The organism is Microbulbifer maximicatervae (SeqCode), from assembly GCF_052467695.1.
In genome coordinates, this window is sequence record NZ_CP174320.1 from 511,914 (window position 1) to 538,872 (window position 26,959).

At 52.5% G+C, this 26,959-nt stretch carries 24 protein-coding genes, 1 other RNA gene and 1 pseudogene; 13 read left to right on the forward strand and 13 right to left on the reverse strand.

Annotated elements, in window-relative coordinates; translation table 11 throughout:
- Window positions 1-81: 81 nt before the first annotated feature.
- The 5 genes and pseudogenes from carA to dapB all read right to left on the reverse strand — a co-directional run bounded on the left by carA (window position 82) and on the right by dapB (window position 4,667).
- Entirely contained in the window at window positions 82-1,230 is a 1,149-nt protein-coding gene (gene carA / locus ACJJI8_RS02260; protein WP_444934126.1) for a glutamine-hydrolyzing carbamoyl-phosphate synthase small subunit, read from the reverse strand.
- 330 nt (window positions 1,231-1,560) lie between these two features.
- Window positions 1,561-2,136, reverse strand: coding sequence for a YfiR family protein (locus ACJJI8_RS02265; RefSeq protein WP_444915569.1), 576 nt, complete (start codon window positions 2,134-2,136; stop codon window positions 1,561-1,563).
- 168 nt (window positions 2,137-2,304) lie between these two features.
- Window positions 2,305-3,213 (reverse strand): 30S ribosomal protein S6--L-glutamate ligase, encoded by a 909-nt coding sequence (gene rimK, locus ACJJI8_RS02270; protein WP_413665891.1) that lies wholly within the window; start codon window positions 3,211-3,213, stop codon window positions 2,305-2,307.
- Between the two features lie 129 nt (window positions 3,214-3,342).
- Window positions 3,343-3,627 (reverse strand): annotated as a pseudogene (locus tag ACJJI8_RS02275) (ATP-dependent zinc protease family protein); the annotation flags it as partial.
- 224 nt (window positions 3,628-3,851) lie between these two features.
- Window positions 3,852-4,667 carry a 4-hydroxy-tetrahydrodipicolinate reductase gene (gene dapB / locus ACJJI8_RS02280; protein WP_444915568.1) on the reverse strand — a complete coding sequence of 272 codons (816 nt, stop codon included), beginning with the start codon at window positions 4,665-4,667 and terminating at the stop codon, window positions 3,852-3,854.
- A gap of 232 nt (window positions 4,668-4,899) precedes the next feature.
- On the opposite strand from dapB, the gene ACJJI8_RS02285 reads away from it, so the two are divergent.
- Entirely contained in the window at window positions 4,900-5,349 is a 450-nt protein-coding gene (locus ACJJI8_RS02285) for a hypothetical protein (RefSeq protein ID WP_444934127.1), read from the forward strand.
- Between the two features lie 125 nt (window positions 5,350-5,474).
- Here the strand turns inward: ACJJI8_RS02285 and dnaJ are convergent, their stop codons facing one another.
- The 3 genes from dnaJ to grpE all read right to left on the reverse strand — a co-directional run bounded on the left by dnaJ (window position 5,475) and on the right by grpE (window position 9,518).
- The gene (dnaJ, locus tag ACJJI8_RS02290) at window positions 5,475-6,599 is read right to left on the reverse strand and encodes a molecular chaperone DnaJ (protein ID WP_282931314.1); all 1,125 of its coding nucleotides are present in this window, start codon (window positions 6,597-6,599) and stop codon (window positions 5,475-5,477) included.
- Between the two features lie 228 nt (window positions 6,600-6,827).
- Entirely contained in the window at window positions 6,828-8,774 is a 1,947-nt protein-coding gene (gene dnaK, locus ACJJI8_RS02295; protein ID WP_282931313.1) for a molecular chaperone DnaK, read from the reverse strand.
- A gap of 123 nt (window positions 8,775-8,897) precedes the next feature.
- Window positions 8,898-9,518, reverse strand: a complete 621-nt coding sequence (gene grpE / locus ACJJI8_RS02300; protein ID WP_282931312.1) for a nucleotide exchange factor GrpE — start codon at window positions 9,516-9,518, stop codon at window positions 8,898-8,900.
- Between the two features lie 228 nt (window positions 9,519-9,746).
- Here grpE and recN point away from each other — a divergent pair, with 228 nt between their 5' ends.
- Both recN and ACJJI8_RS02310 read left to right on the forward strand, forming a co-directional pair.
- Window positions 9,747-11,414, forward strand: coding sequence for a DNA repair protein RecN (gene recN / locus ACJJI8_RS02305; RefSeq protein WP_444934128.1), 1,668 nt, complete (start codon window positions 9,747-9,749; stop codon window positions 11,412-11,414).
- A gap of 281 nt (window positions 11,415-11,695) precedes the next feature.
- Window positions 11,696-12,295, forward strand: a complete 600-nt coding sequence (locus tag ACJJI8_RS02310) for a 1-acyl-sn-glycerol-3-phosphate acyltransferase (RefSeq protein ID WP_413663277.1) — start codon at window positions 11,696-11,698, stop codon at window positions 12,293-12,295.
- A 50-nt stretch (window positions 12,296-12,345) separates the two neighbouring features.
- On the opposite strand, the gene fur is transcribed toward ACJJI8_RS02310, so the two are convergent.
- Complete coding sequence (gene fur / locus ACJJI8_RS02315) at window positions 12,346-12,756, reverse strand: ferric iron uptake transcriptional regulator (RefSeq protein WP_282931309.1); 411 nt, start codon at window positions 12,754-12,756, stop codon at window positions 12,346-12,348.
- Window positions 12,757-13,034: 278 nt separating this feature from the next.
- On the opposite strand from fur, the gene ACJJI8_RS02320 reads away from it, so the two are divergent.
- Window positions 13,035-13,379 (forward strand): outer membrane protein assembly factor BamE, encoded by a 345-nt coding sequence (locus tag ACJJI8_RS02320; protein ID WP_413663278.1) that lies wholly within the window; start codon window positions 13,035-13,037, stop codon window positions 13,377-13,379.
- On the opposite strand, the gene ACJJI8_RS02325 is transcribed toward ACJJI8_RS02320, so the two are convergent.
- Both ACJJI8_RS02325 and ACJJI8_RS02330 read right to left on the reverse strand, forming a co-directional pair.
- Window positions 13,376-13,729, reverse strand: coding sequence for an RnfH family protein (locus ACJJI8_RS02325; RefSeq protein ID WP_413663279.1), 354 nt, complete (start codon window positions 13,727-13,729; stop codon window positions 13,376-13,378). The two genes, ACJJI8_RS02320 and ACJJI8_RS02325, sit on opposite strands and share 4 nt — an antisense overlap.
- The gene (locus ACJJI8_RS02330) at window positions 13,726-14,166 is read right to left on the reverse strand and encodes a type II toxin-antitoxin system RatA family toxin (RefSeq protein WP_413663280.1); all 441 of its coding nucleotides are present in this window, start codon (window positions 14,164-14,166) and stop codon (window positions 13,726-13,728) included. Before ACJJI8_RS02330 ends, ACJJI8_RS02325 begins: the two co-directional genes overlap by 4 nt.
- A gap of 190 nt (window positions 14,167-14,356) precedes the next feature.
- Between ACJJI8_RS02330 and ACJJI8_RS02335 the strand changes: the two genes are divergently transcribed.
- The 6 genes from ACJJI8_RS02335 (at window position 14,357) to ACJJI8_RS02360 (ending at window position 19,398) form a co-directional block, all read left to right on the forward strand.
- Window positions 14,357-15,775 carry a sodium-dependent transporter gene (locus ACJJI8_RS02335; protein ID WP_444934129.1) on the forward strand — a complete coding sequence of 473 codons (1,419 nt, stop codon included), beginning with the start codon at window positions 14,357-14,359 and terminating at the stop codon, window positions 15,773-15,775.
- 15 nt (window positions 15,776-15,790) lie between these two features.
- Entirely contained in the window at window positions 15,791-16,270 is a 480-nt protein-coding gene (smpB, locus tag ACJJI8_RS02340) for an SsrA-binding protein SmpB (RefSeq protein WP_282931304.1), read from the forward strand.
- Between the two features lie 40 nt (window positions 16,271-16,310).
- Window positions 16,311-17,657 carry a sodium-dependent transporter gene (locus ACJJI8_RS02345; RefSeq protein ID WP_413663282.1) on the forward strand — a complete coding sequence of 449 codons (1,347 nt, stop codon included), beginning with the start codon at window positions 16,311-16,313 and terminating at the stop codon, window positions 17,655-17,657.
- Window positions 17,658-17,829: 172 nt separating this feature from the next.
- Window positions 17,830-18,219: a transfer-messenger RNA gene (gene ssrA, locus ACJJI8_RS02350) on the forward strand.
- A 135-nt stretch (window positions 18,220-18,354) separates the two neighbouring features.
- Window positions 18,355-18,624 (forward strand): hypothetical protein, encoded by a 270-nt coding sequence (locus tag ACJJI8_RS02355; protein ID WP_444934130.1) that lies wholly within the window; start codon window positions 18,355-18,357, stop codon window positions 18,622-18,624.
- Window positions 18,625-18,804: 180 nt separating this feature from the next.
- Complete coding sequence (locus ACJJI8_RS02360; RefSeq protein ID WP_444934131.1) at window positions 18,805-19,398, forward strand: hypothetical protein; 594 nt, start codon at window positions 18,805-18,807, stop codon at window positions 19,396-19,398.
- Between the two features lie 762 nt (window positions 19,399-20,160).
- On the opposite strand, the gene ACJJI8_RS02365 is transcribed toward ACJJI8_RS02360, so the two are convergent.
- Window positions 20,161-20,844, reverse strand: coding sequence for an RBBP9/YdeN family alpha/beta hydrolase (locus tag ACJJI8_RS02365; protein ID WP_444934132.1), 684 nt, complete (start codon window positions 20,842-20,844; stop codon window positions 20,161-20,163).
- Window positions 20,845-20,923: 79 nt separating this feature from the next.
- Between ACJJI8_RS02365 and ACJJI8_RS02370 the strand changes: the two genes are divergently transcribed.
- The 3 genes from ACJJI8_RS02370 to ACJJI8_RS02380 all read left to right on the forward strand — a co-directional run bounded on the left by ACJJI8_RS02370 (window position 20,924) and on the right by ACJJI8_RS02380 (window position 25,547).
- Window positions 20,924-21,112, forward strand: a complete 189-nt coding sequence (locus ACJJI8_RS02370) for a MerR family transcriptional regulator (protein WP_444934133.1) — start codon at window positions 20,924-20,926, stop codon at window positions 21,110-21,112.
- Window positions 21,113-21,205: 93 nt separating this feature from the next.
- A protein-coding gene (locus ACJJI8_RS02375) for an IS3 family transposase (protein ID WP_444934134.1) occupies window positions 21,206-22,344 on the forward strand; the annotation gives its coding sequence in 2 pieces (ribosomal slippage) (window positions 21,206-21,455 and window positions 21,455-22,344; 1,140 coding nt in all).
- A gap of 641 nt (window positions 22,345-22,985) precedes the next feature.
- Window positions 22,986-25,547 (forward strand): hypothetical protein, encoded by a 2,562-nt coding sequence (locus ACJJI8_RS02380; protein ID WP_444934135.1) that lies wholly within the window; start codon window positions 22,986-22,988, stop codon window positions 25,545-25,547.
- Window positions 25,548-26,025: 478 nt separating this feature from the next.
- Here ACJJI8_RS02380 and ACJJI8_RS02385 read toward each other — a convergent pair whose 3' ends face one another.
- Window positions 26,026-26,913 carry a LysR family transcriptional regulator gene (locus tag ACJJI8_RS02385; protein WP_444934136.1) on the reverse strand — a complete coding sequence of 296 codons (888 nt, stop codon included), beginning with the start codon at window positions 26,911-26,913 and terminating at the stop codon, window positions 26,026-26,028.
- Between the last annotated feature and the right edge of the window lie 46 nt (window positions 26,914-26,959).

Sequence of the window (26,959 nt, forward strand, 5' to 3'; positions counted from 1 at the left end):
GGTATTACGGCGTTATTCAGAGTCTCCTTAAAACCGCCGCAAAAGCGGCGGTTAATTGCCCTACCCTGGGCGGCTACGCCCTTAGGCGCGCTCTTTCATCAAATCGATAAAGTGGTCGAACAACGGCGCCACATCGTGTGGGCCCGGGCTCGCTTCCGGGTGTCCCTGGAAGCTGAAGGCCGGCTTGTCCTTCAGGTGAATACCCTGCAAGGTACCGTCGAACAGGGACTTGTGGGTAACTTCCACATTGTCCGGCAGGCTGTCGGCGTCCACTTCGAAACCGTGGTTCTGCGCGGTGATCATCACCTTGGTGCTGTTCAGGTCTTGTACCGGGTGGTTACCACCGTGGTGACCGAACTTCATCTTGGCAGTTTTACCGCCCACCGCCAGGCCCAACAACTGGTGGCCCAGGCAGATGCCGTAGGTGGGAATGCCCGCGTCCAGGATTTCGCGGATAGCGGTGATCGCGTATTCGCAAGGCTCGGGGTCGCCGGGGCCATTGGACAGGAATACACCGTTGGGATTCATCGCCAGTACTTCGGAAGCCGGAGTCTCCGCCGGTACTACGGTGATGTCACAGCCACGATCCACCAGCATACGCAGGATATTGCGCTTCACACCAAAGTCGTAAGCCACTACTTTGAAGGGCTGTTCCGGCGCGGCCTTGTGGCCTTCGCCGAGAGTCCAGGTACCTTCACTAAAGGGGTAGGCTTCCTTGGTGCTCACTACCTTGGCCAGGTCCATCCCTTTCAGACCGGCAAATTCCTTGGCCTTGGCCAGGGCTTCTTCGCGGTCGATATTGTCACCGGCAACGATGCAACCGCTCTGCGCACCTTTGTCGCGCAGCAGGCGGGTCAGGCGACGAGTGTCGATATCGGCGATACCAACGATATTGCGCTCGCGCAGGTAGTCCTCCAGGGACTGCTCGTTGCGGAAGCTGCTGGCCAGCAGCGGCAGGTCGCGGATTACCAGGCCGGCGGCCCAGATATCAGCGCACTCTTCGTCTTCCTGGTTGGTGCCAGTGTTGCCGATGTGCGGGTAGGTCAGAGTCACAATCTGGCGGGCGTAGGAGGGATCGGTGAGGATCTCCTGGTAGCCGGTCATGGATGTGTTGAACACGACCTCGCCAACAGAACTGCCATGGGCACCGATTGCGCGTCCTTCAAAGACACTACCATCTGCGAGCACCAGCAGCGCGGGAGTTGTACTCTGCATAAAGTTGTGGGGCATGAAAGCCTCCGACGTAGGGACAGCTTTAGTCAAATTGAACTCCAATCTTCAGAACTGCTTCCGGGCGGGGTTTGCGGGCTTCGGAGCACGCGGGCTCCTGACTGGTGCGCGCATAAAAAAGCGAGATGAAACATCGCAGCTTCATCTCGCTTTAAAAATCTTTTCACGCGTGATTCTCACAAAGTGGCCGACGGTTGCCGCCAGCTTTTTAGTAGGCTCACGCTGCGCGATTCAGCTTCGCGGCACCGGCCCAAATCGGGCGCAGATTCTACGCGAATTCACCTCTGGACGCTAGTGCAAAAATACGCCAGGCTACTTTCCCTGAAAATCTCACTCCGGCTTGCGTCCCAACCGGAAAAGACTGCTGCCCATTTTCAGCTCCGCCTTCTCCAGCATGGTCTTATTCATACGCAGGGCCACCTCGCGGCCGCTGTCGGCAAACTCGATCATACCGCCAGTGGCGGCAAAGCGCTCGGCATCGCTCACCGTCAGAACCGGGAAAAACTCCAGTGCCACCAACGCCTTGAGCAGTGTGGGGCGATCCAGGGTACTCAGCACCACAATTTGGCACTTGCGCGCCCGCAGCATCTCCTTGACCTCAATTTTCTCAAGCTCCACATCCCGCCCATCAATACGCTGATTCTTGAACCGGGCCGCCAGTGGCTCACCGAGAGAGTCCCCACCCATCAGGCACACCTTGAACGGGGCACTGCTGTTGGCGAAGGCATTGACCGGCCACTGTAGGTGGTAGGCGAAGTGCACTATGTAATCCACCATTACCCGTCGCCCCAAAGGCGTATCGGAGAGCTGCACCGCAGCCTGGGCACCCACACCGGTGAAAAGTACTATCAGGAAAAGTATCAGGGCGGGAATAGTGCGAAGTGAACCTGGGCTGGATATCGTCATAGAAGCTCAAACCCTGCGGTTTGCATCTCCCGAAAGGAAGCTGCGGTGGGCTGTTACCCGCAGCGGCCAAAGCTCGCTGCGGCTCTATTTGCGCGCCAGCGAAAAGCCCGGCCACCTACTCAGATTAGCCCAACGCAAAGGCCCCCGCCGGGACCAGAGTTACAGCGCCTAAAGATCCTCCCCCGGCAATATCGGGCGCCACTTCAACGCCTTTTCGATAGATATGATCATGGCTCCAGCCACATCCTTGCGTGTAGCGCTCTCGATGCCTTCAAGTCCCGGTGAGGAATTTACCTCCAATAACAGCGGCCCCTTGCGGGAGCGAATAATATCCACACCCGCCACCTTGAGCCCCAACACCTTGGCAGCCTTGACCGCCAGGCGCTTCTCCTCGGCGGTAACTTTAACTACTGAAGCCGTACCGCCCTGGTGAATATTGGCACGAAATTCCCCAGGTGCCGCCTCGCGCTGGATCGAGGCCACCACACGACCATCGATAACAAACAGGCGAAGATCCTTTCCCTCCGCCTCGCGAATAAACTCCTGCACCAGAAGATTGGCCTTGAGAGACTTAAACGCATTAATCACCGACTCCCCAGCCTTGCGGGTTTCTGCCAAAACCACACCACGCCCCTGGGTTCCCTCCAGCAACTTCACTACCAGTGGCGCACCGCCCACCATTTCGATCAGCTCGTTGGTATCCACTGGGGAATTGGCAAACCCGGAGGTGGGAATATTTAATCCACTTTGTTGCAGCAACTGCAGGGAAAATAATTTATCCCGGGACTGACTGATAGCGGCAGAGCCATTCAGGGCAAAAATATCCAGGCTCTCAAAGTGCCGCGTCAGCGCACAACCGTAAAAAGTCTGGCTGGGGCGAATACGGGGAATCACCGCGTCCAGGCTATTGAGTATGCGACCATCCCGGTAGTGCACTTCCGGCTCATCAGGGTCGAGCTTCATATAGCACTGGCGGATATCGAGAAAACTCATGCGATGTCCGCGCTCGGCTCCCGCTTCCATAATGCGCCGGTTGCTATAGAGATCCGGGTTCGATGCCAGCAGCCCGATGCGCAGGCCGGTACCGGCAATATGGTGCTCATCCCGATAATATTCATCCAACTGGCTTTTCGGGATATCGCCAATACAGAAGCTCTCAGCCGGATCTACCAGCATTCGCCCAATCATGGCTTCGCGCCCCAACAACATGCGATAGCCCATACTGTCCCGATTGGTCAGGGTCAGTTCGATATCCCAGACACTGCCACCAATGGAAATAGAGGTACGAATTACCGGGCGTTTTTCGCTTTCTCCGGAGGAGCTGCGCACCAGCCTTTTATCCAAAAGCCGCGCCTCACAACGCACTGAAGGGCGGCGCTGGTGCTGCAGTGGATGCGCCTCAAAACTCACCCAGGGTTCGCCATCGCGCTTGAAGGTATGGATGTTGTAAGCGTGCAAACAGGAAGTTTTAGCCCCGGAGTCCACACGCACCTTAATCGCCGGGACGCCGAGTGCGGGAAGCCCGCACCACTCCTCGCTGCCGACAATCAGCTTTCTTTCCAATCGAGGTTCCTCAAAGGAAGGTTACAGGGTGACCGGTCGAACGAATGTTGCCGGCCTTTTAGTTTTACCCGCAAAAATGGCGGGCAAATGAAAATCGAAAATTTCTTTCACAGCGCCCCTGCAGGCGCTGAATTTATTTACTCTTTGTAAGGTTAGTTAAGGCCGAGCACATCGCGCATGTCGTAGTGCCCCGGCGCCCGCGTACTCCCTTCCTCTCCCATCATCCACAGTGCCGCGCGCACGGCACCACGAGCAAAAGAGAGCCTGCTGCTGGCGCGGTGGCTAATTTCGACCCGCTCACCTTCTGCCAGGAACATCACCGAGTGCTCTCCCACTACGTCACCACCGCGCACTGTGGCAAAACCGATAGTATCCCTATCGCGGGCACCGGTTTGACCTTCGCGGCCGTAAACTGCCACTTTATCCAGATCGCGCCCCAGAGTTTCCGCGATCACTTCTCCCATACTCAGTGCCGTGCCGGAAGGTGCATCCACTTTGTGGCGATGATGGGCTTCGACAATCTCGATATCGGCCTCTTCCGCCATTACCCGCGCAGCAGTTTCCAACAATTTAAAGCACAGGTTTACCCCGGTGGAAAAATTACTGGCGAGGCACAGCGGCACCTGATCTGCATAAGCCAATACTTTATTTTTTTCCTCGCTATCAAAGCCCGTGGTGCCGATTACAATGGGGAGGTTTTTCTCCGCACAATAGGCAGTATTTTCCACGGTCGCTTTAGGGGCAGTAAAATCAATAAGTACGTCAAAGTCCACCTTATCGAGGCTGTCCACAATAGCCAGGCCGCTGCGGCCCAGACCGGCAACTTCGCCGGCATCAGCGCCGACCAAGCTGGAGCCAGGCCGCACTATAGCCGCTGACAGTTCGGCCTTATCAGACAGGGACAAAGCCTCCGCCAACGCTCGTCCCATTCGACCACCAAATCCCGTCACCGCCACTTTTACCGCCATCACAGCACTCCAGTCCAAATCTATAAGGTTCTGGATTCTACAACGCACCCGGTAGAGCGCATAGATACCAGTAAGCCAGTATTAGCGTGCCTAAAAATCGCTAGTCACTCCGCAAAAGTAAAACAAAAAGAAATATCCACATATTTTTAAATTGCCAAGAGGATACTTGCGCAAAACGCGATATCAGCGGCCACTGCTACGCTTTACTGTGAGGGGTAAATGGAGCGCCAATATGCGACTGATGATCCTGTCCAACCATCTACCACACATCATGGCGGTAGTGATCTCTCTGAGCCTGGCTTTTGGCAGCACGCCGGCATCTGCCCAGCAGCAAAATGCCAATCCAGACTTTTGGGAGAAGTATGATGATATTACCGATTGGGTGACGCTGCGTTTGCAGCTCACCCCGGGACAGGAAAAAACCGTATTACCCATTATGCAAAAGAGCTTCGCAGAGAAAAAAGCGGTGCTGGAAAAATACGGTTTACTCAGTGGTAAAAAAGTCTCCCTAACCCCCAAGCAACGCGGCGAAATTGGCGCTCAATTCGCAGCTATCAGCCTGGAAACACACAAAGAATTGGAAGGTATTTTAAGTAAGGAGCAACTGCGCAAAGCGCAAAAAATCCAACAGGAATTCCTGAGCGAATTCGCAGCCCGCTTGAGAACCAAAACTTCCCAATAGAAGGCATTCTATTGAAGGAATAATACTCGCCTGGAAATAAAAAAGGCTCGAAAGCTAATGCTCTCGAGCCTTCTTGAATAGGCAACCCGCAAAACAATTTAAGGTTTTGCCGGTGCTAACAGCGATTAAAGCTTCATATCACCAAAGAAGTTTTTCACCCCTTCAAACCAACCGGTCTGACGCGGTGAATTTTTCTTTTCGCTGAGGGTATTAGAGAACTCTTGCAGCAAATCTTTTTGCTTGCCGGACAAGTTCACTGGAGTTTCTACAACAACGCGACACAGCAGGTCGCCAGTTGCACCACCGCGAACCGGGGAAACACCCTTGCCGCGCAGGCGGAACAGTTTGCCGGTCTGGCTTTCTGCTGGAATCTTCAGCTTCACTTTACCGTCGAGAGTCGGCACTTCCAGCTCACCACCGAGGGCAGCGGAAACAAAGCTAATCGGCACTTCGCAGTAGAGGTTCTTGCCATCGCGCTGGAACAGATCGTGCTCTTTCACCACTACCTGTACATAGAGGTCACCAGCGGGGCCGCCGTCGGGCCCGGCTTCACCTTCACCGGACAGGCGAATGCGATCGCCGGTATCCACACCGGGCGGTACCTTAACGGACAGAGTTTTGGTTTCCTCTACGCGACCGCGACCGTGACAGCTGCCACAGGGATCGGAGATAGTGGTCCCGCGACCGCGACAGTTGGGGCAGGTTTGCTGAACAGAGAAGAAACCCTGCTGCATACGCACCTGGCCAGCACCACCACAGGTGCCACAGGTTTGCGGAGAGGAACCGGGCTTGGCCCCGGAACCGCTACAGGTACCACAGGCTGCCAGAGTCGGAACGCGAATCTTGACCGTGGTGCCGCGCACCGCGTCTTCCAGGTCCAATTCCAGGTCATAGCGCAGATCGGAACCGCGAGCAGGGCCGCCGCGACGGCCACCGCCGCCACCACCGAAGATATCGCCGAACACATCGCCAAAAATATCGGAGAAGCCACCGAATCCACCGGCGCCGCCACCGCCCATCTGGCCTTCCACACCGGCGTGGCCAAACTGGTCATAAGCTGCGCGCTTCTCGGAATCCGACAAAACCTCGTAGGCCTCATTGGCCTCCTTGAATTTGTTCTCCGATTCCTTGTCATCGGGATTGCGGTCCGGGTGAAACTTCATTGCCACCCGGCGGTAGGCTTTTTTCAGCTCTGCATCCGAAGCGCCGCGCTCGACGCCGAGGACTTCGTAATAATCGCGTTTCGACATAAAACTATGTTCTCTGGTCCGGCATCAAGAACGGCCAAACTCTCTTTCTACTTCTCGGTTTCTAACTAAGCTCCGCGAACGGAGCACCACCAAAACTGCGAAAACTCGGCAAATATTGGCGGATACCTGAAACAACACAGGGCGCGGGCCTCTGAAAGTAAGGCGCCGCGCCCCTGAAGTTCTCCGGCGGCCACTTTAAAAGCTGCCGCCGGAATTGCAAGCGAACGCTTACTTACCTTCTTTTTTGTCGTCCTTAACTTCTTCGAACTCTGCGTCTACCGCGTCGTCGCCAGCGGAGGACTGCTGCTCGCCCTGGGCACCAGCGCCAGCGGCACCTTCAGCACCAGCGGCTTGAGCCTGCTCGGCGTACATCTTCTGGGCAACCGGACCGGAAGCTTCAGTCAGCTTGGTAGTTGCAGCTTCCATAGCGGCCTTGTCATTGCCTTTAACAGCTTCTTCCGCTTCGGTAACTGCTGCTTCAATAGCTGCTTTCTCTTCAGCGGTAGCTTTGTCGCCAGCTTCTTCCAGAGTTTTCTTGGTCGCAGAAATCAGGCCGTCGAGCGTGTTACGAGTCTGCACCAGCTCTTCGAACTGCTTGTCCGCTTCAGCATTAGCTTCAGCGTCCTGAACCATCTTATCGATCTCGTCCTCGGACAGACCGGAGGAAGCCTGGATCACGATGGACTGCTCTTTACCAGTGGCCTTGTCCTTCGCGTGTACGTGCAGGATACCGTTGGCATCGATGTCGAAGGTTACTTCGATCTGCGGCATGCCGCGCGGTGCCGGTGGGATATCGGCCAGGTCGAAACGACCCAGGGATTTGTTCTGTGCAGCCTGCTTGCGCTCACCCTGAACCACGTGAATGGTTACCGCAGTCTGGTTGTCATCCGCAGTGGAGAAAACCTGGGACTTCTTGGTGGGGATAGTGGTGTTCTTGTCGATCAGCGGAGTTGCAACGCCACCCATGGTTTCGATACCCAGGGTCAGCGGAGTTACGTCCAGCAGCAGTACGTCTTTAACGTCACCGGACAGTACGGCACCCTGGATAGCAGCACCCATGGCAACGGCTTCGTCGGGGTTAACGTCTTTGCGCGGCTCTTTGCCGAAGAATTCGGTTACTTTCTGCTGAACCATTGGCATACGGGTCTGACCGCCTACCAGGATCACTTCGTCTACACCGGAAGCGGACAGGTCGGCATCTTGCAGAGCGATTTTTACCGGCTCCAGGGAGCGGGTAACCAGCTCTTCTACCAGGCTTTCCAGCTTGGCGCGGGTCAGTTTAACCACCAAGTGCTTGGGACCAGTGGCGTCTGCAGTGATGTACGGCAGGTTGACTTCGGTCTGCTGGCTGGAGGACAGCTCGATCTTGGCTTTTTCTGCAGCTTCTTTCAGGCGCTGCATCGCCAGGGGGTCACCTTTCAGGTCGATGCCCTGGTCTTTCTTGAACTCGTCTGCGAGGTATTCGATCAGCCGCAGGTCGAAGTCTTCACCACCGAGGAAAGTGTCACCGTTGGTGGACAGTACTTCGAACTGCTTCTCGCCGTCTACGTCGGCAATTTCGATGATGGAGATATCGAAGGTACCACCACCCAGGTCGTATACCGCTACAGTGCGGTCACCGCCCTGCTTGTCCAGGCCGTATGCCAGTGCAGCGGCAGTCGGCTCGTTGATAATACGCTTAACGTCCAGGCCCGCGATGCGGCCGGCGTCTTTAGTGGCCTGACGCTGGGAATCGTTGAAATAAGCCGGTACGGTAATTACTGCAGCTTCTACTTTCTCGCCGAGAAAGTCTTCCGCAGTCTTTTTCATTTTCTTCAGGACTTCGGCAGAGATCTGCGGCGGAGCTTTTTTATCGCCTTTCACTTCTACCCAAGCGTCGCCGTTGTCAGCTTCAGTGATGGTGTAAGGGACCATCTTGATATCTTTCTGGACAACGTCGTCTTTGAATTTACGGCCGATCAAACGCTTAACCGCAAACAGAGTATTTTGGGGATTGGTCACCGCCTGACGCTTGGCAGACTGACCTACCAGAATTTCGTTGTCGTCAGTGAAGGCAACAATAGAAGGTGTAGTGCGATCGCCTTCGGCGTTTTCGATTACACGCGCTTTGTCACCATCCAGTACCGCTACACAGCTGTTAGTGGTACCCAGGTCGATGCCGATAATTTTTCCCATCTGTAAAATCCTCTTTTGATGCGCGCTGCCAGCTATGTTCTGTTTACACCGCGCGAATAATTCTTGATGTCAGCTATATTGGTGCCGGCCGCTAAATTTCAAGGCCGCTTTACACTTCTGCCGTTACGGCGCTTTGCTGACCACCACCATGGCCGGGCGAACCAGGCGGCCATTGAGGCGATAACCTTTTTGAAACACATCCAGAACCGTGTTCGGCTCCACCTCGCCGTTGGGCACCTGGGTCATAGCCTGGTGCAGCTCTGGGTCGAAGGGCTCACCGGCCGGATCGACAACTTCCACAGCATTTTTCGTCAGGGTTTCAACGAAAGATTTGTGGGTCAGCTCGATACCTTCTACCAAGGCCTTGTTGGCTTCGTCGGCCGTATCGATCGTCGCCAGTGCGCGCTCGAGGTTGTCCACTACAGGCAGCAAGTCCTGCAGCAACTTCTCTACCGCAAATTTACGCGCGCGCTCGATATCCTGTTGCGCGCGGCGGCGGGCATTCTGCTCTTCCGCCTGGGCGCGCAGGGCCATATCCTTGTGCGCTGCCAGCTGCTCCTGCAACTTGATAATTTCCTCGTGCAGGGCATCGGCACCTTCGGCCTCTTCCCGCAAGGCTTCCTCGGCAAGTTCGCTTTCTATAGAGGAAGGGTCTTCAATCTCTGCTGAAACGCCCTCGTCTGTAGCTGGTGCGTGCTCCGCCCCCTCTTTAATCTGATCTTCTTCGCTGCGCTCTCTGGCCACTGCTTTCTCCGTCGCGTCGACTCTGTCAGTAATGTGAGTTGAGCCCGTCTCTCGGGCACTGGAGCCTATATGGGGACATCCCCGCACAGTTCAAGTGGTTTTTCGCGCTAGCGCACATCCTCAGAGTAATGTGGCCCCGCCCCTATAGCTAACCGGGAACGAATACTGTATAAATAACCACTAATTGGGCCGGGCGCCCGCCGATTAGCAAGGACACAAGCGATCTCTATGCTGCTGCATCTGTCTATCAGCCAATTCACCCTGGTGGACCAACTGGAGTTGGAGTTTGGTCCCGGTACCAGCACCCTGACCGGCGAGACCGGCGCGGGTAAGTCAATCACCCTGGATGCCCTCGGCCTGGCACTGGGCGGCCGCGGCAGCGCGGAGCTTGTGCGCACCGGCGCCAATCGCGCCGATATCAGCGCCACATTTGATATCGTCGAGCACCCCAGCGCCGCCAGCTGGCTCGAGTCTCAGGAGCTGGACGCCGGGCAGGAAGTCATTCTGCGCCGCACTATCGGCGCCGACGGCCGCTCCCGCGCCTATATCAACGGCCAACCGGTCACTCTGTTGCAGCTACGCGCCCTGGGCGAGCAGCTAATCGATATCCACAGCCAGCACGAACACCAATCCCTGCTGAAGAAAGAAACACACCTGCGCCTGCTGGATGAATACGCCCAGGCCCAGGATCTCGCCGCAGAGACCCGCAGCCGCTTCAAAACCTGGCGGGATCACTATCGCCGTTATCGCACCCTGGCCGACAGCGCCGAGGAAGCCGAGGCCCGCCGCCACTTGCTGGAATACCAGCTTAAGGAGCTGGATCAACTTGGCTTGAGCGAAGGGGAAATAGAGTCCCTCGAGAGCGAACAGCAACAGCTGGCCAATGCGGGGGAAATCCTCAGTGGCAGCTACCAGCTGGCCGCTTTCCTATCCGGCGGTGAGGGCGATATCGCCGAACAGTTGCACCGCGCCCTGCAACTGCTGTCCTCCATGCCCGGACAGGCTCCGGCCTTAGTGGAAGTGGCACAGATGCTCGACAGTGCGCGCATCCAGGTGGATGAGGCCGCAGCCACCCTCTCCCGACATATCGATCGCTTCGAGATGGACCCGGAACGGCTCTCCGAAGTAGAAGACAGGCTCAGCGCCATCTACCAGGCGGCGCGCAAACACCGAGTCCAACCACAGGAGCTGCCGGCACTACAGCAACAGTTACAGGCAGAGCTGGACGATATCGGCAGCCCAGATGCCCTGGAGCGCCTTGCCGCAGATTGTGAACAACTGGAAAAACAGTACAGAAAAGTGGCCGGCAAACTCAGCAAGCTACGCAGTAAAGCGGCAGCTTCGCTGGCGGAGGCCGTGAACGGCCAGCTGGCCGACCTGGCCATGCCTCACGCTCGAGTAGAGCTATCACTACAAGAGCTGGATACGCCCAATAGCCAGGGACTGGAAGAAGCAGAAATTTTAATTTCCACCAACCCGGGCCAACCGCCTCGCCCCCTGGGCAAGATTGCCTCCGGCGGTGAACTCTCCAGGGTCAGCCTCGCAATCCAGGTGGTAACTGCGCAAACCTCCCGCACCCCCACCCTGGTATTCGACGAGGTGGATGTGGGTATCGGCGGTGCCACCGGTGATGTGGTGGGCCGCCTGCTGCGCCAGTTGGGGGAAACCCGCAATGGTCGCAGCGGCCAGGTGATCTGTGTGACCCACTTGGCCCAGGTAGCGGCGCGAGCCCACCGCCAATACCTGGTGGAGAAGCACAGCGATGGCGAAAGTGTTTTTGTGGCACTGCGCGAACTCACCAACGGCGAGCGCCGCGAAGAAGTGGCGCGCATGCTCGGCGGTGCCCCCACCGCCCAATCCCTGGCTCATGCCGAGGAAATGCTAGAGAGAATTTAACCTCCCAACCCCCTCTCTCGGGCTGGCTATGGAGTCAGCCCCGCCCCCTCCATACGGTTCCTGCGCCAAATGTCACCAAAGGGCAAAAATGATGCTTTTTGGTAAGCAATGTTATACCGTAGATCAATAAATGACCGCCACACAATCCGGTAAACCACCCCTTTCATCGGATATATGTGCCGATTTAGGACAAACGCACAAATATGACTGGGAGCGGCAGGTAAAGTCACCATATACTTGGCGGCTTATTTTTCGATGTATGAGTAGTCCCGGCCGAGGTTATGCAGAGAACGATTTTCAACACCCCTATTGTCACCCCAATCCTCCGCTTGGTTGCACGGGTGCTACTGAAGTTGCACGGCTGGCGTGTCAAAGCTGACGAGCAGTCTCTCAAACTAAAGCAGTACGTATTGATCGGCGCCCCCCATACCACTAACTGGGATGGCTATTACTTTATTCTCGCCGCACTCAAACTGAAGATGACCCCGCAGTGGATGGGCAAAGACAAGCTGTTTACCTTCCCGCTGGGTGGCCCCATGCGCTGGTTCGGCGGTATCGCCGTAGACCGCAGCAAAGCCAACAACCTAGTGGATGCCACCGCCAGGCAGTTCAAACTGCGCAAAGAACTGGTTATCGCTATTCCCCCCGAGGGCACTCGCGGTTTGGCGGAACGCTGGAAGACCGGCTTTTACCATATCGCCCGCAACGCCAGGGTTCCGGTAGTGCTGGGCTATATCAGCTTCCCCAAAAAAGAAGTGGGCATCGGCCCGATAGCGCAATTCAGTGAAAACCTGGAAGCCGAGCTTTTGAAGCTCAAGGAATTTTACGCTGATAAAATTGGCAAGTTCCCAGAGCTTTACACCCCACCCTGCCAGTCGTAACACTCAGCGTAAGCATTTGAAGGGTGCGGTGAATACCGCACCCGGAAGAATCACTTCTCTTTTTCTGTCACATACAGAACCAGGCTGTGGCCAGTCAGCTCATAGCCGTGCTCTTCAGCGATCTGGCGCTGTAGCTCCTCAATCTCTTCATTGTGGAACTCGATAACCTTACCGGTATCCGTGCACACCATGTGATCGTGGTGATCGCCACGGTCCAGTTCGAATACTGAGTGGCCGCCATCGAAGTTGTGGCGCACTACCAGGCCCGCGCTCTCAAACTGGGTCAATACCCGGTACACAGTAGCTAGACCGACATCCTCTCCCGCCTCCAGCAACAGCTTATAGACATCCTCAGCACTCAAATGCTGCTCACTAGTGCTTTCGAGCAATTGCAGAATCTTCACCCGCGGCAGAGTGACCTTGAGGCCAGCCTTGCGCAATTCCTGGTTTTCGTTCGACATGTATCAATATTTCCCGGCAGGATTTTAAAAGTTATCCGAAGTTGCCCAAACCCACAGCGGCCATTTATAAAGGATTCCGACCCTGGAGTCCCGTCTGTCAGCGAGCCAACTCTTCAGGTATTATCCCATGCCCTACGGAGTCAGAGAAACCCCGTACTGCTCACTTAGGGCAGAACTGGTAAGTGGAGGAACTTTTTTTCTCCACTTGAGACTAAACTGACTGTTTGTAAGAAATCAGCGTGAGCGCTGCCGTTTGAAACCGAATAATGGAGCAATGAATGCCGCCTAGTCTGAGATTTCTCACTATCGCCTTCCTGTGCAGCTTGCTGGGAGCTTGCACACTCGTAAAATTCCCCGGTGTACACCGTATTGAGGTGCAGCAGGGCAATATCATTACCCAGGAGATGGTGGATCAGCTAAAGCCAGGGATGACGCGACGCCAGGTACAGTTTGTTCTGGGCACTCCGCTGCTGGAAGATACGTACAACCCCAACCGCTGGGATTACGTCAATCGCCTTCGCGACAAGAAAGGCAATATCACCCAAAAGACCTTTAGCGTTTACTTTGATGAAGACTCCCTGGTAGCCACCAGCGGCGACTGGCAGCCCACAGGCTGGCCCTAAGCGGAAGTCCCCTCGGCGCCTTTCTTCTTCTCAGCCATACGCTTGGCTTTCTCGGCGCGCTGCTTGCGCGCCTCTTTGGGATCGGCGATCAAGGGGCGATACACCTCAACCCGGTCCCCGGGTTGCAGGACATAACTTTCCGCCGGCGGCAGCCCCTTACTCCCCAGCACCTGGGCAAAAATACCCATCTTTGCCGTATCCGGATCGACTTCAGGATACTCCTTGGGAATTCCCGAGCGAATTAGCGCCTCCCGCGCAGTAGTACCCTCAGACACCAACAAACGCATTAATCGCTGTTCGTGGGGCAGTGCGTACACCACCTCCACCGAGATTGTTTTCTCTTCTGTCATTGGGGTTTCCCGTAAACTTCTTCCGCACGCTCACACATAACCGCGACCATCTGGTTGGCCAGGTCACTGAAAATTTTTCCCGCAGCCGCCGCGATCAATCGATTTTTCATCGAAAACGAAAGGGTAAAACTCACCTTACAGGCATTTTCAGCCAGTGGAGTAAATTCCCACAGTCCCTCGAACTGCTCGAAAGGACCATCCACCAGCTTGAGCGTCATCGACTTGGGACGCACCAACTGATTTCGGGTTACAAAGCTCTGCTTTATACCCGCGCGCGACAAATCCAGGCGCGCCTCTAAAGTGGTGTCATCGCTGTGGATAATCTCCGCAGCGCGACAGCCGGGTAAAAATTGTGGGTAACTGGCCACATCGTTGACCAGATCAAACATTTGTTCCGCGCTGTACATCACCAGCGCACTGCGTTCTATTTCAGTCATTCCTACTGTCTAACCCAGTCCATCAGGCAAAATTACCTGGGATTACCGTTGAACGGCTAATTTTGCCAGTCGGCGCTACTCAAGCAAGACAATTCCTGCAACAATCGCATTTTTTACCGGTGGGCCACACTTAGCCCCAGCCGCAGTAACAAAAACTACAAGCATTCAAAAAATAATAGCGAGAGTACTTATGACCGCAGTGAGAGAGCATTTTGGGTCAAGGCTGGGCTTTATCCTGGCCGCAGCAGGTTCCGCCGTCGGTATTGGCAACCTGGTTGCATTCCCTGTAGCAGCCACCAAGAGCGGAGGCGGTGCCTTCTTACTGGTCTATGCTCTCTTCGTATTCGTGATCTGCCTGCCGGTGATGATGGCGGAACTCGCTATGGGACGCCGCTCGGATAAAGACCCTGTCGGCGCTTACCGAGAAATTTCCAAAGGTTCCAAGCTGTGGAGTATTCCCGGCTGGCTGGCTCTGATCACCCCATTTATGATCGCGGTTTTTTATCTGGTAGTCACCGTTTGGGTAATGGGATACCTGGTAGAAATCTTCTCCGGCAACCTGGATAAGCTCGCCACCCCGGATTTCTTTATCCACTTTATCAATACACCCACGGTATTTATTTACCTGGTAGTGCTGATGTTGATCATCAATGCCATTCTCGCTATGGGCGTTAAAGACGGTATCGAACGGGCCGCAAAAACCCTGATGCCCATGCTGTTTGTAATGTTATTAGGGCTGGTATTCTTTGTACTGACCCTGGATAACGCAGCCCTAGGCTTGCAGTACTACCTGGTACCCGACTTCAGCAAAATTGACGGCAACGTAATCAGCAAAGCCATGGCCCAGGCCTTCTTCTCCCTGTCTCTGGGAATGGGCATCATGATTACCTACGGCTCCTATATGAAGAAGAAGGACTCCATCCCCGGTTCTTCCCGTGCCGTAGCGATTACTGACACCTTGGTAGCCTTTACAGCCGGTCTGCTGATTTTGCCGAGTATTTTCCACTTCAATCCACAAATCGATCCGGCAGAACTGAGCGACTCCTCCGCCGGTATGATCTTCCTGTTCCTGCCGAAGATATTCCTCGCTTTACAGGACGGAATCGGCTACATAGGCGCTAGCGCAGTAGCGGCCACCTTCTTCTTCCTGGTACTGGTTGCCGCAATCACCTCGCTGGTTTCCATTATCGAGGTGCCCATTGCCACCCTCCGCGACGAGCGCAACATGGAACGTAAGAAGGCCATCTACATCGTTGCGGCAGTTCAATTTGTGCTGGCCATCGCTTGCGCCGTATCATTCGGTATGGCCACTTGGTTTACAGAGTTTGTACAACTGGCCGGCGCAAACAAGTCGTTCTTCGATTTGGTGGAGATCATCTTCTACGACACCATCCTGCCTTTAAACGGCCTGCTGGTATGTCTGTTCGTGATCTACAAATGGAAGAAATCCAATTTTGATAAAGAGCTGCAAGAAGGTGACAGCGACTTTGCAGGCTCGTTTTCGCAAAAATACGTTAACTTCTCCCTGGGCACTTTTATCCCATTGATACTGCTGCTTATCTTTATCAATACCGTGGCCCTGAAGTTTTTTGGACACAGTTTTATATAGTCACTCGTAGTTTTCATGGCCAAGAAAAAGAAAGCACAAACATCCAATACCATCGCCCTCAACAAGAAGGCCCGCCACGACTATTTCATTGAAGAAAAGTTTGAAGCGGGCGTTGAGATGAAAGGCTGGGAAGTCAAAAGCTGTCGGGAGGGCAAAGCCCAACTGACCGACAGCTATGTCATTTTTAAAAACGGTGAAGCCTGGCTGCTGGGTGCCAACATCCAGCCGCTACCCAGTGCCTCCACCCACTTTGTCACCGAGCCCGACCGCACCCGTCGCCTGCTGCTCACCAAGCGCGAGCTTTCCAAGCTGATCGCCGCTGTTGAGCAGAAGGGTCACACCGTGGTTGCCACAGCCATGTACTGGAAAGGGCATCTGGTGAAGTGCGAAGTCTGCCTTGCCAAAGGTAAGGCGAGCCATGACAAACGCGAGACTGAGAAGAAGCGCGATTGGAACCGCGAAAAGCAGCGCCTAATGCGCTCGGCGCACAAATAGTGCACAGTGAACTATTAGAAGAATAATTACGGGATTTACCATGAGTGCACCGCGAGGACAGTTCAGCTCGAATATTGGCTTTTTGATGGCCGCGGCGGGTTCCGCCGTTGGTCTCGGCAATATTTGGGGCTTTCCAACCAAGGCTGCCAGCAACGGCGGCGCCGCCTTTGTAGTCGCCTACTTATTTCTAGCCTTTGCGCTCGCCTATCCGGCCCTGATGGCCGAACTCACCATCGGCCGCCACGCGCGCCGCAATATGGTGCAGGCGTTACGCTCCATTTCCAATGGGCCCATCAGCCGCTTTTTCGGGGGCCTGACCGGCTTTGGCGGTATCCTGGTGGCCTCCCTGATCCTGAGCTTCTACGCCATTGTGGCGGGCTGGATGGTGGCCCACCTGGCCCAACCTTTCGCCAGCCTGTTCGGCGCCCAGGAAGCGGCCCAGTGGTTGGCCGGTAACAGCACCGATCGCAATATGATCATGACCGCCATTTTCAGTGGCCTCACCATGCTGATTATCGCCAGTGGTGTTGAGAAGGGGATCGAGCGCTGGTCCACCCTGTTGATGCCATCGCTGATCATCCTGTTATTGCTGTTGATCTGCTACGTACTCACCCAGCCCGGCGCCCTGACCGGCCTGGAAGTGTACCTGATGCCCAACTTCGACCACTTCACCCCGGATCTGCTGATCTCCGCCATGGGCCAGGCCTTTTTCTCCCTATCCCTGGGTGTAGGCACCATGCTGATTTACGGCTCCTACCTGAGCCAGCAGGAAAGTCTGCCGCGCCTCGGCGCCCTGGTAACCCTGATTGATGTGGGCATCGCCTTCACAGCCGGCTTGCTGATCCTGCCCGCCATGTACGTAGCTCAGGAGGCCGGTACCCAGATCTTCTCTGCCGACGGTTCCCTGATCGCCGGCCCGAGCCTGATCCTGCAAGTGCTGCCAGCACTCTTCGACACCATGGGTGAAGCCGGGATATTCGTCGCCATCGCCTTTTTCGCGCTGATGGTTATCGCCTCCCTCACCTCCTCCATTTCCATGCTGGAAGTGCCGGTGGCATTCTCTATCGAGAACCTGAATATCCCCCGCCGCATCGCCACCCCGATCGTTGGCCTGATCATCTTCGGCGTGAGCTGTGGCATCATCTACAACTTCGACGCCCTCTTCGGACTGGCAGTCAGTATCAGTACTGAATACGGCCAGCCCCTGCTCGGTATTGCCCTGTGTATCTTTGCCGGCTGGATCTGGCGCCGCGACCAGCTGCTGAGCGAACTCAAGAAAGGCCATGAAGATATCGAAAACACCCTGTTCTGGAAGATCTGGCCCTGGTACGTGCGCATCGTCTGCCCACTGCTAATCCTGACCGCTTTTGTACAGTCCATTCGCTAAACTGATCTCCCCCCGGCGGTACCTCACCGCCGGGAACTCCCTTCCCACCTAAGCCCTCCCTCAAAGCGCCTGACTAAAGCGACTCTGATCGCTCAAATGCCAATTACATAAAATTTATTGCTAACGTGAATTTTGAGGTATACTTAGGTGACACACATGAGTGTTTCTTATCGGGGATGACTTGGATTCGACGCCGGTTACGAAACCTTGGGTGCATGCCGAGATGGCAGCGAATCTCGTAAATCCAAAGCTGTATTTTATTAGTTGCCAACGACGACAACTACGGTGCCCAACTCGCTGCGTAAGCAGCTTGTGAAGCGCTAACTAAGGGTTCGTCCCTTAGCAGTCTTCAGCAAGGTTCCAGTATCGCGCTGTAGACTGTTATACAGAACTGGATCGCCGCAAGCCATACCCGTGGGTAAGCGGTTAAACAAATTTCGGGATCGCCCTATACGTCCTGACCGCCGGGCTGTAATGGGTTAAATCAATAGACGGAGCTAAGCATGTAGAGCCTCTGGCAGAGTGCTGACGGACGCGGGTTCGACTCCCGCCATCTCCACCAAATTGCTGTCTCAGACAGCCCACGAAAGCCCCGCAAACCTAGTGTTTCCGGGGTTTTTGTTTATCTGGGCCATCCCAATTAATCTAATCCAAATCCAGCCATTTTTAGTGGGGTTAATTGCGGGGGTGAGCAGGTTTGCGCCACTGCCCCACCAAGAAAAAGCACTTGGCAGCAATTGCAGACCCTACTGAAATCGGGCGCCTACTAACTGCCATAGACGACCCCAATAGTAAGAGCAGTCCTAAAACTCCTACTCTGCCCGATAGAGAATTGGGAAAACTTGAGTGGACGGAAATCAATTGGGATGCCAAGCACATAAAACTGCCCAACGAAAAAATGAAAATGGGCCAGCCACACATTAACCCTCTTGCTGAACAGGCTCTAGCCCTGGTCACTGGGCTATGACAATGAAACCATGACCGCCCCGGCTCCCGTGCAATGGCCCGTACTCTATTAGACCGCGACACTCGGCAGATTTAATTTAGAATTCGCGTTTTCATCAAGCAAAAACCTGAATGTGGCACATTCATCTCAAATCAGAGAGGTGGAACACATTCTTCAATGGATTTACGAGGATAAAGGGATATGTCCATCAACGAACATGCAACCAAGATACAGGTGAGTCGACTGGTTAACACCGCTCTGACAGCGATTAAGGATAAAGATCCGAGATTTGATCAGACTCTGGTTCGCACTCTGGATCAACTCAACTTAATCAGCCGGAACCTGAATACCGCCAAACATAACGTACAGCACTTTGGTGGAGTGATGGCGGCCGGCGCTCATGGACAAAACGCCTACCGAGTCAATCAATCCATGAACTCGAAGCTGAGAACCCTTTCATCACTTGAAGCCTTCCTCGCAGAAGAGTGGAAAAAGCTTGGTAAAGCAGTTGACGCATATAGGACACAGCTACCATGGGAAGGCAAGACCGAATTGGAACTCCTAGATATGCTTGCGGGAGAAATCGAGTCGTTCGATAAATTACTTAAGAAAAACGTCATTCAGGTTCCAAAGCACCAGACCAACCCACACCAAACGATGACCCTTCAAAGAGAAATCACGCAATTAAAGGCAATACCCGCTCATACAGCGCCAAGTATGCTTGTCTTAATTTCCATCGGCCTTCGGTTATTTGCAATGTACGTCGGTTCTAAAAGAGTGACTAACAATAGATAGTCTCGATTTCCCTTTTGGCAGTTCACTAGGCGCTGGACGTTTTTCATCTGACAGGCTCAATGCCTGTCAGAATCTTCTAAATAAGCGGGGCAGATCAATATTGTGTTAGGAATACCCATATTTCTACCCATTAACCTGCTTAAAAAATACCTTAAAGAACCTACTTAGCCACTCAATTCAAAAAGAACAAAGCCTTATCCATCGATCATGTGATGCACTCCTTGCAATACTCACGAGATAAAGGTTTTTTTCACATCAGTAAGAGCCCCGGAATGCCTGCTGAGCCATGGCGCACAGAGAGAGCCTAGGGCACGATTGAGCTAGATAAATCACGCTCCACATTGGGGGTTACTTTGCTCTAGCAGTGGGGTTATCTGTGTTTTTTTGATTAAGCCAAATAGAAACCGAGTAAACACGGTAGCTACAGCCAACTATTTAACTCCCGCCATCTCCACCAAATCGAAAAAGGCCAACTGCAAAGTTGGCTTTTTTTATTTCTCGTTCGGCCCATTTTCAGATACCCCCGCCCTTTAGACCAAGCCACACCAAACCTTCTTTACCCAATTTACAGTTGCAACTTAATAGTGAGTCCTAAGCTGGAACCTTTTGTGGAGGCTACATGGGCAACTCCCCAAGAATAGATCTGGTGACTTAAAGAATGGCTTTAGCTTACCAGTTGACCTTTACAGATGGGTTTTAGCAGAATTAAAGGCAAAACAAGCTAAGTAATATGCATCTCAAACCCATAATTACACTTTTCGATTAGTTCACTCCCCTAGCCCCTAGAACCTCATCAATGGCTGTCAGCACCTGCGGAAATCTTTTATATCCGTCTGACGCTAAGAAATGTCCTGAATTAGGAATCGATACAATTGTTGTCTGAAGCTTATTAGCCAACTCTTCTGTTAAATAAAACGGGACTATGGAATCTTGTGGAGAACCAAGAACGATTATCTTATCTACCATCAATCTTAATTTACTGAAATCTAAATTCGTTTGAGTAAAATCTCCAAGTTGCGGTAGGTTTGGAATATCAGAAACAAAACCTGACACGAGTATAAGCCCAGCAATCTGCTTCTCTTTTTTAAGAGAGTTAAGGTAGTTCAGTGTCGCAATACAGCCAAGGCTATGGGCGACAACGATACTATTACTATCGATCTCACCTAATTTGACTGAAAGGGCCTCCTGCCACTCCTCGGGGTTCGGAAACGATGGATTTGGTAGAGACAAAAATTTAGTAGAGATACCACGATCTTGAAGCTCATTTTTAAGCCAGGGAAACCAATGATCATCTGGTGAACTCATGTAACCATGAACAACAGCAATATTTAAGTCCTCGGTGATTGGGCCCGATTGCGCATTAGTGGATGCTGAGATGAATATTGTGGCAATTACGATCCGAGCAAATAAGAACACTGAAATGCTTTTAAAATATTTAGATCTCATTTAATTTTCCTCTGTCAAGGTTTAAGTTACACTATAAACCTTGGCAGCACTGTCAGAGTCAACTATCTAAAGAGAAAAAATGCGTATTGGCGAACTTTCAAAACTCACTGGCGTAAGTCAGAGAATGCTTAGATTTTACGAAGCTGAAGAACTTATCATTCCAACCCGATCTCAAGCCGGGTATCGTGAATACTCAAAGGAAGATATAAGGCTGATACAAAATATAAAAACATTAAACGAAAATGGAATTAAATTAAAAACAATATAAGAATTATTACCTTGCATAGAAGATGAACATTGTAGTGGTCTAATCCTTCCGGACACTTCGCTAAGATGGTAAAACTACCAAGCGAGGTGAAGTATGACAACAAAAGGTACACGTCGGCATTTCAAGCCGGAATTTAAGAAAGACGCCGTAGCGCTAGTCTCTGAGCAAGGGTATTCAATTTCTAAAGCAGCAGAGGCTGTAGGAACAACAGCCAATAACCTGCGACGCTGGATAAAGGAACTGAAGCAGGAAGAAGACGGTGTGAGGTTGGATGTAGGTGAGCGCGCAGAATTAGAGCGATTACGATGTGAAAATAAGCAGTTGCGGATGGAGAAAGAAATCCTAAAAAAGGCCAGCGCCTTCTTTGCGAAAGAAATGAAATAAAGTACAGCTTTATTGAAAAACAGCAAGGCAGCTTTCCTGTTAGGGTGCTCTGCCGGGTAATGCAGGTAAGTAAGTCTGGTTATTACGATTGGTGTTGCCGTGGTAATAGCTCAATAGATGCTCAAACATGGCAACTATGCCATCGTTTGAAGGCCCTATTTGCAGAATCTAGACAGAGCCTGGGAAGTCGTCGGTTAATGAAGCTGTTACGTAAAGAAGGCTTTGAAGTCGGGCGCTATCGAGTCCGCAAGCTCATGAAAAAGCTAGGCTTGGCAGTAAAGCGCAAGAAGCGATTTACACTGACGACAGACAGTAAACATCACCTGCCGGTCGCAGAGAACCTTCTAAATAGGGAGTTCTCACCGAGTGCTAAAAATCAAGTTTGGACGACTGATATTACATATATTTGGACTTCGCAGGGCTGGTTGTACTTGGCGGTAGTGATTGATCTCTATTCGCGCCGGATTATTGGTTGGCATCTAGATCGGAAGATGGAAACGGCCCTGGTAACTCGTGCGTTGATGATGGCTGTCAATTTGCGTTCGCCCCAAAAAGGTCTCCTGCATCACTCTGATCGTGGCAGTCAGTATGCCAGCCATACCTACCAAATGTTATTGAGTCAGCAGGGGATGGTGTGTTCAATGAGCCGTAAGGGAAATTGTTGGGACAACGCACCGACTGAACGTTTCTTCAGCAGCCTGAAGCGGGAGTGGTTAACGGGAAACCTTTATCCGACAAGGGAGGATGCGGTAGCAGATGTAAGAGCCTATATTGCTTATTACAACTCACGAAGAATACATACAACACTGGGAGACCTAGCCCCTATCGAATTTGAGAAATGTGCTTAAAGAAGTGTCCGCTTGGAGTTGACCACAACACATTCAGTTCCTAGATTTTATGGGTGCCCCGCAGTTAAAGCCTCGCTACAGTGTGAGTTAGAAAAGCTTGATGAAAAGATAACCCAGCTAACGCAGAGTCGAAATGCATTAGCTCTATATGTTGGCGATCTTCTACCAGACAGGGATTAGATTTTTTCTTTTATCATTTAGATCACGGATGTGCCCGGCTTCCCATCAGGATTATAGTCGCACATTGCATCTTTCTCCCATTCAAACCCCCTATCGGCTCCACTTCTCCGAGATTTGATAACAGATCTTTTGCGCGCCCTTTTTATGTGCCCAGTAATCACTACGAATGCTATCGCTAAAGCCCTTCCCGGCTTAATAGTCTCGTAACTTTTCGTTGACAGGCTCTTTTTAGAATACCCCAATAACGGCGCAAAAAATGTTATCAAAAAAAGACATCAACATTTTCCCTGATAATGCCTTCGACCTTATTGGCTGGTGCCCTTTTGAAGAGTAACTTAGGGCGGGTGGCAATTTTCTAGTAGGCCTGATGTTCGATTGCCGCATCAAAGAGGGCTCGTGGTGTTACTCGGCCACTCGCCTTTTCAAAAAAATCAAACTAATGAAGATTACGGAGCATCATCATGGAAGAGACTCTCACACTCTCTCCCGACAGCCTGCAGCGCCAACTCAAAAAGCAAACCGCGTCCCTCACCCTCTCTCCTGACGACCTGCAGCGCCTGCTAGGCAAGCAAGCCACACAATTAGATAGTTCAACCTCTCTCTCTTTCGAATTCACGCCAACATCTCAAACAGACCCACTGCGACGCGACCCCACCCTGGGCAACCTATTGCAACATGAAGCTCGCATGCTCGAGTGGCTCGGTGAATCTGAAGGCAATGCACGCCAATTCGCGCTCGACCCAATTTCGACCTTTCAGCGGGTATGCGACCCGAGCCCCGAGCTGGTTGAGGAGCTGCGCGGCCTGTTTGACAGAGAAGAACCAAGCGACTTAATTGAAGAAGAAATTGAAGAGCAGCAAGGCCTTCAAGAAGTTGAATCCTCGCCAGATCCAGACCTTTCGCAAGGCTGGGACTTGATCAGTGCCTCGACCCAAGGAGCGGTCAACAATTGGATTAGCGAGCTCTTCGAAGGCGACTCCGGCCAATGGTCCTTCAGCGGAAGTGTCGGCAAGGGCCCCGCCAAGGTTCGCTACGAATTCGCATTTGATTGTCCCGCCTTCATTGATCCCGAAGACCAAAAGGCGACGCTCGACCTGCCCATCACAGGGTTCATCAAGTTCCCAGGTATCACAAGCAACATCGAAGATGCGCAGGGCCAAAGCCCCGGTCACGCCCGGCTCGTTCTTGACCTCGACAAAATGCAAGCCAGCGCCAGCATCAACCACTATGGGCAAGTCACCGTGACCATCCAGAAGCCCAACTGGGACATGATGGAACTTGACCTCAGCGATATTCAACTCTCAAAGTCGGTCAAGGGCCTCGACATTACCGACGCGATGAAAGGAGCAGTCGACCAACTCATCTCAAGTTTTGATTGGCCCATCAAGTACACGGTTGCTCCACACACCCCCCTGCCCGCCGGAAACCTGGACATCGGGGTGATGTATACAGCCTTTGATGGCGACTCCGACTCAAACCTGTTCGGACTTGGGATATGCCGTGGGAATCGCCAGCCAATAGACGCGCTTCTACCACAGACTATCCCTAGCAACTGTACATCGGCACTCATCGTATCCAATGACATTATTTTGACTTCGGTTGCCGCAGCGATTGCTGAAGCAACGCCACTGACCTCTTCGCAGCTGACGGTGACCGATACCTACCCCGAAAAAATGTACCTCAACACAGACGTCGAGGATGTGATTGAGGGTGCGCATATCAAAATCAAAGAAAATAACCTCCAAGCGGCGTTCAACAACGACGGCGATCTTGTTATCAGTGCCGACATCAGAGTGAAGCGTGGGGCCATGACCCTGTGGGTCTACCAGACCCTAAAGCTTTCTGCGACGATAAGCTTCAACGCTTATGACGATGTGCTCAACATCCAGGTGAAAACAAAAGCGAAGCTCCCCTTCTGGTGGGCGTTCGTACCGCTTGGCTGGGTCCTTCAATTGATCATCTCGATTCTGAGTTCGAAGAAAGGGAGTGTCGACATCGCGATTCCCGGCTTCCAGGTCAAGAAGACGAATTCGCCCGCTTATCTCCAGGTTGGTGGTGATTGGGCCTATATGCCAATCAAGCTTCATTCCACCCCAACCGCGCCTCCGAATATTCAGATGATGCAGATCAATCAGCAGCTGGATGAAAACGGCGGAAGGTTCCGGTTTGACTTCAGCAAATACGGCTCAGAAGTGACGAGCTTTATCGTTGCCGCCACCTACTGGTTCTTCAAGTACGAAGGAAGCACGGACCACCAGACTCAAACGCTGGGCCTGTCACTCACCCAGGTTCACAACAAGAATGCCGTCCTAACCGTCACTCCTGACGCCACTTTGTACGGCCAGAAGAAAGGTTTAAGCCCCTCAGCCTCCCAATTGACATTGTCCTGCATCGCAGTGGTCGACGGCCCCAAAGACGGTGTGATCTTACCGAGAACCATCACCGGTATCCCCGATGAATCAACCAGCCCATACATCCCCCTCGATGAGCCAGAAGCTTATGCTGCCCTTGGAGGCTGGGCGTGCGAGTACCACAAGGACAACGACCCGAGCGAACCCCCAAAGGCTCACCATGTTCGCACCATTGAGCTCGATGCAACCACCGCGGTTCCGAACAACTACGAAGTGGGTATCCAATCGACTGCACAGATGCACGATGACTCGGGCAACAATGCCATTGCATCGATTGATGGCAATCTCATTGAGCTGAGCAAGAGCCCCCCTCTGATCGCAAAGTACGTGACAAACCTCCAAAAAACGAGTGATGACGCGTATGTTGAGATGGGCCAGCCTATAAGCGACGCGGCAGTGTTCCTGTCTGGCTATCGCGTCCACTACGACAGCAGTGACCACGACATCCGGCAAGTCGGCGGAGGTTCGGAAACCTATTCCACGTCAGGCTCGCAGGTCATACTGCACAATCCACACGCACTGATCGGCGACGGCGACTCGGGAAACAGCAAGCACACTCAAGAAAACAGCGAATCGCACGTGTCGTTTCTAATTATCGCAGTACCGGAGTAAATCGCGCGGTTGCTCGGGTGGCCATTGCACGCCCGGGCAACCCATGCGATACCTGGCGACCGCTAGGCTGGTATTTGGTGGCACTCGACTGCTAGGGAGCCTCTGAATAACTCCGTAATGCCTCTGCAAGTCTTCAAGGCCAGCCCTTCGGAGCTTGCAGAGTTATTCAGAGGCTCCCTAGGCATTCTCAAGAGGAAGGTTTACTCGTATCAGTAGCAGCTATCTATTCAGGTTGGAGTATCAGCCTAAATTTACACAATAATTTACCACTTTCTACCGGATAACTGATTAGGCTCCCCCGCATAATAAAGTTTTTGATCATCGCTATCCTCAGTGACATTGCGGAAGCAATCCACATATGTCTATAGCTTCTTTATTAATCATTCTAAATTTAAGGATGGTAAATGATTGATAATGCTTTTACATTTACAAGCGAATAGCTAAAGGACTTCTGGTTGACTATAAGATCGAATTAAAATCAGCAACTTTTAATTTGATAATTTTTTACCATTTCGAACAAAATTATTGAAAATAGCTTGACTGAATTATTCTGTGCTTTATTACCTACAGTTAAATAAAGAGACACTGTATAGGAAAATCCATGAATCATATCAATTTTACATAGCTTATTTGACTGAACATCCTCGGCAACCATGTGCACCGGCAACCTGCCATAACCAAGCCCCCCCTTTACAAGGCGATAGGCCTCGTTCAAGTTGGAAACGGAGCATTTCACATTTGGTGAAAGCCAACCGAAAGAAACATCCATCGACCCGGAGTCTGCTACTAGAACTTGAGTCTCTCTCTTCAGTTCATAATAAGAAACATTTTTTTGGTTAGATAAGCTATGTTCTGGGCTACACACTAAGATAAATTCAACATCTAGCAATTTATCGCTTAAGAAACCGGGGGGTGGAGTCATACCGATACATAAATCCACCGCATTATTAAGAAGTAACGCATTAGTTCCAGACATCGCTTGCTCCTTTATAGACAAGCGGACATTTTTTTGCTGGCTGTGAAACAATTTCAAAGTAGTATCGAGAATACTCTTTGGAAATGAAGTATCTACTGCAATACTCAACGTAGCTGCCGCCCCCTGTTTTAGCTGGCCAGCTAGATTCTCAATGTCATAATGTTGCCTCAATAACACCTCAACTTGCTCACTCAAAAGTAAACCGGCATGATTTAATTTGGTTTTCCTTCCATCTTTTTCAACCAGAGTTAAACCTAAGATATCTTGAAGTTCTTGTAGCGTATAACTAATTGTGGATTGACTCTTGCCAAGTTGATCAGCAGCTTTTGATACTGAGCCTTCCTTCCTTAAAGCATCCAAAGCTTCTAACTGTTCGAGCGTGGTTTTCACGGAAGTACACCATATATCGATAGATTCGATCCATATTATCTTTGCC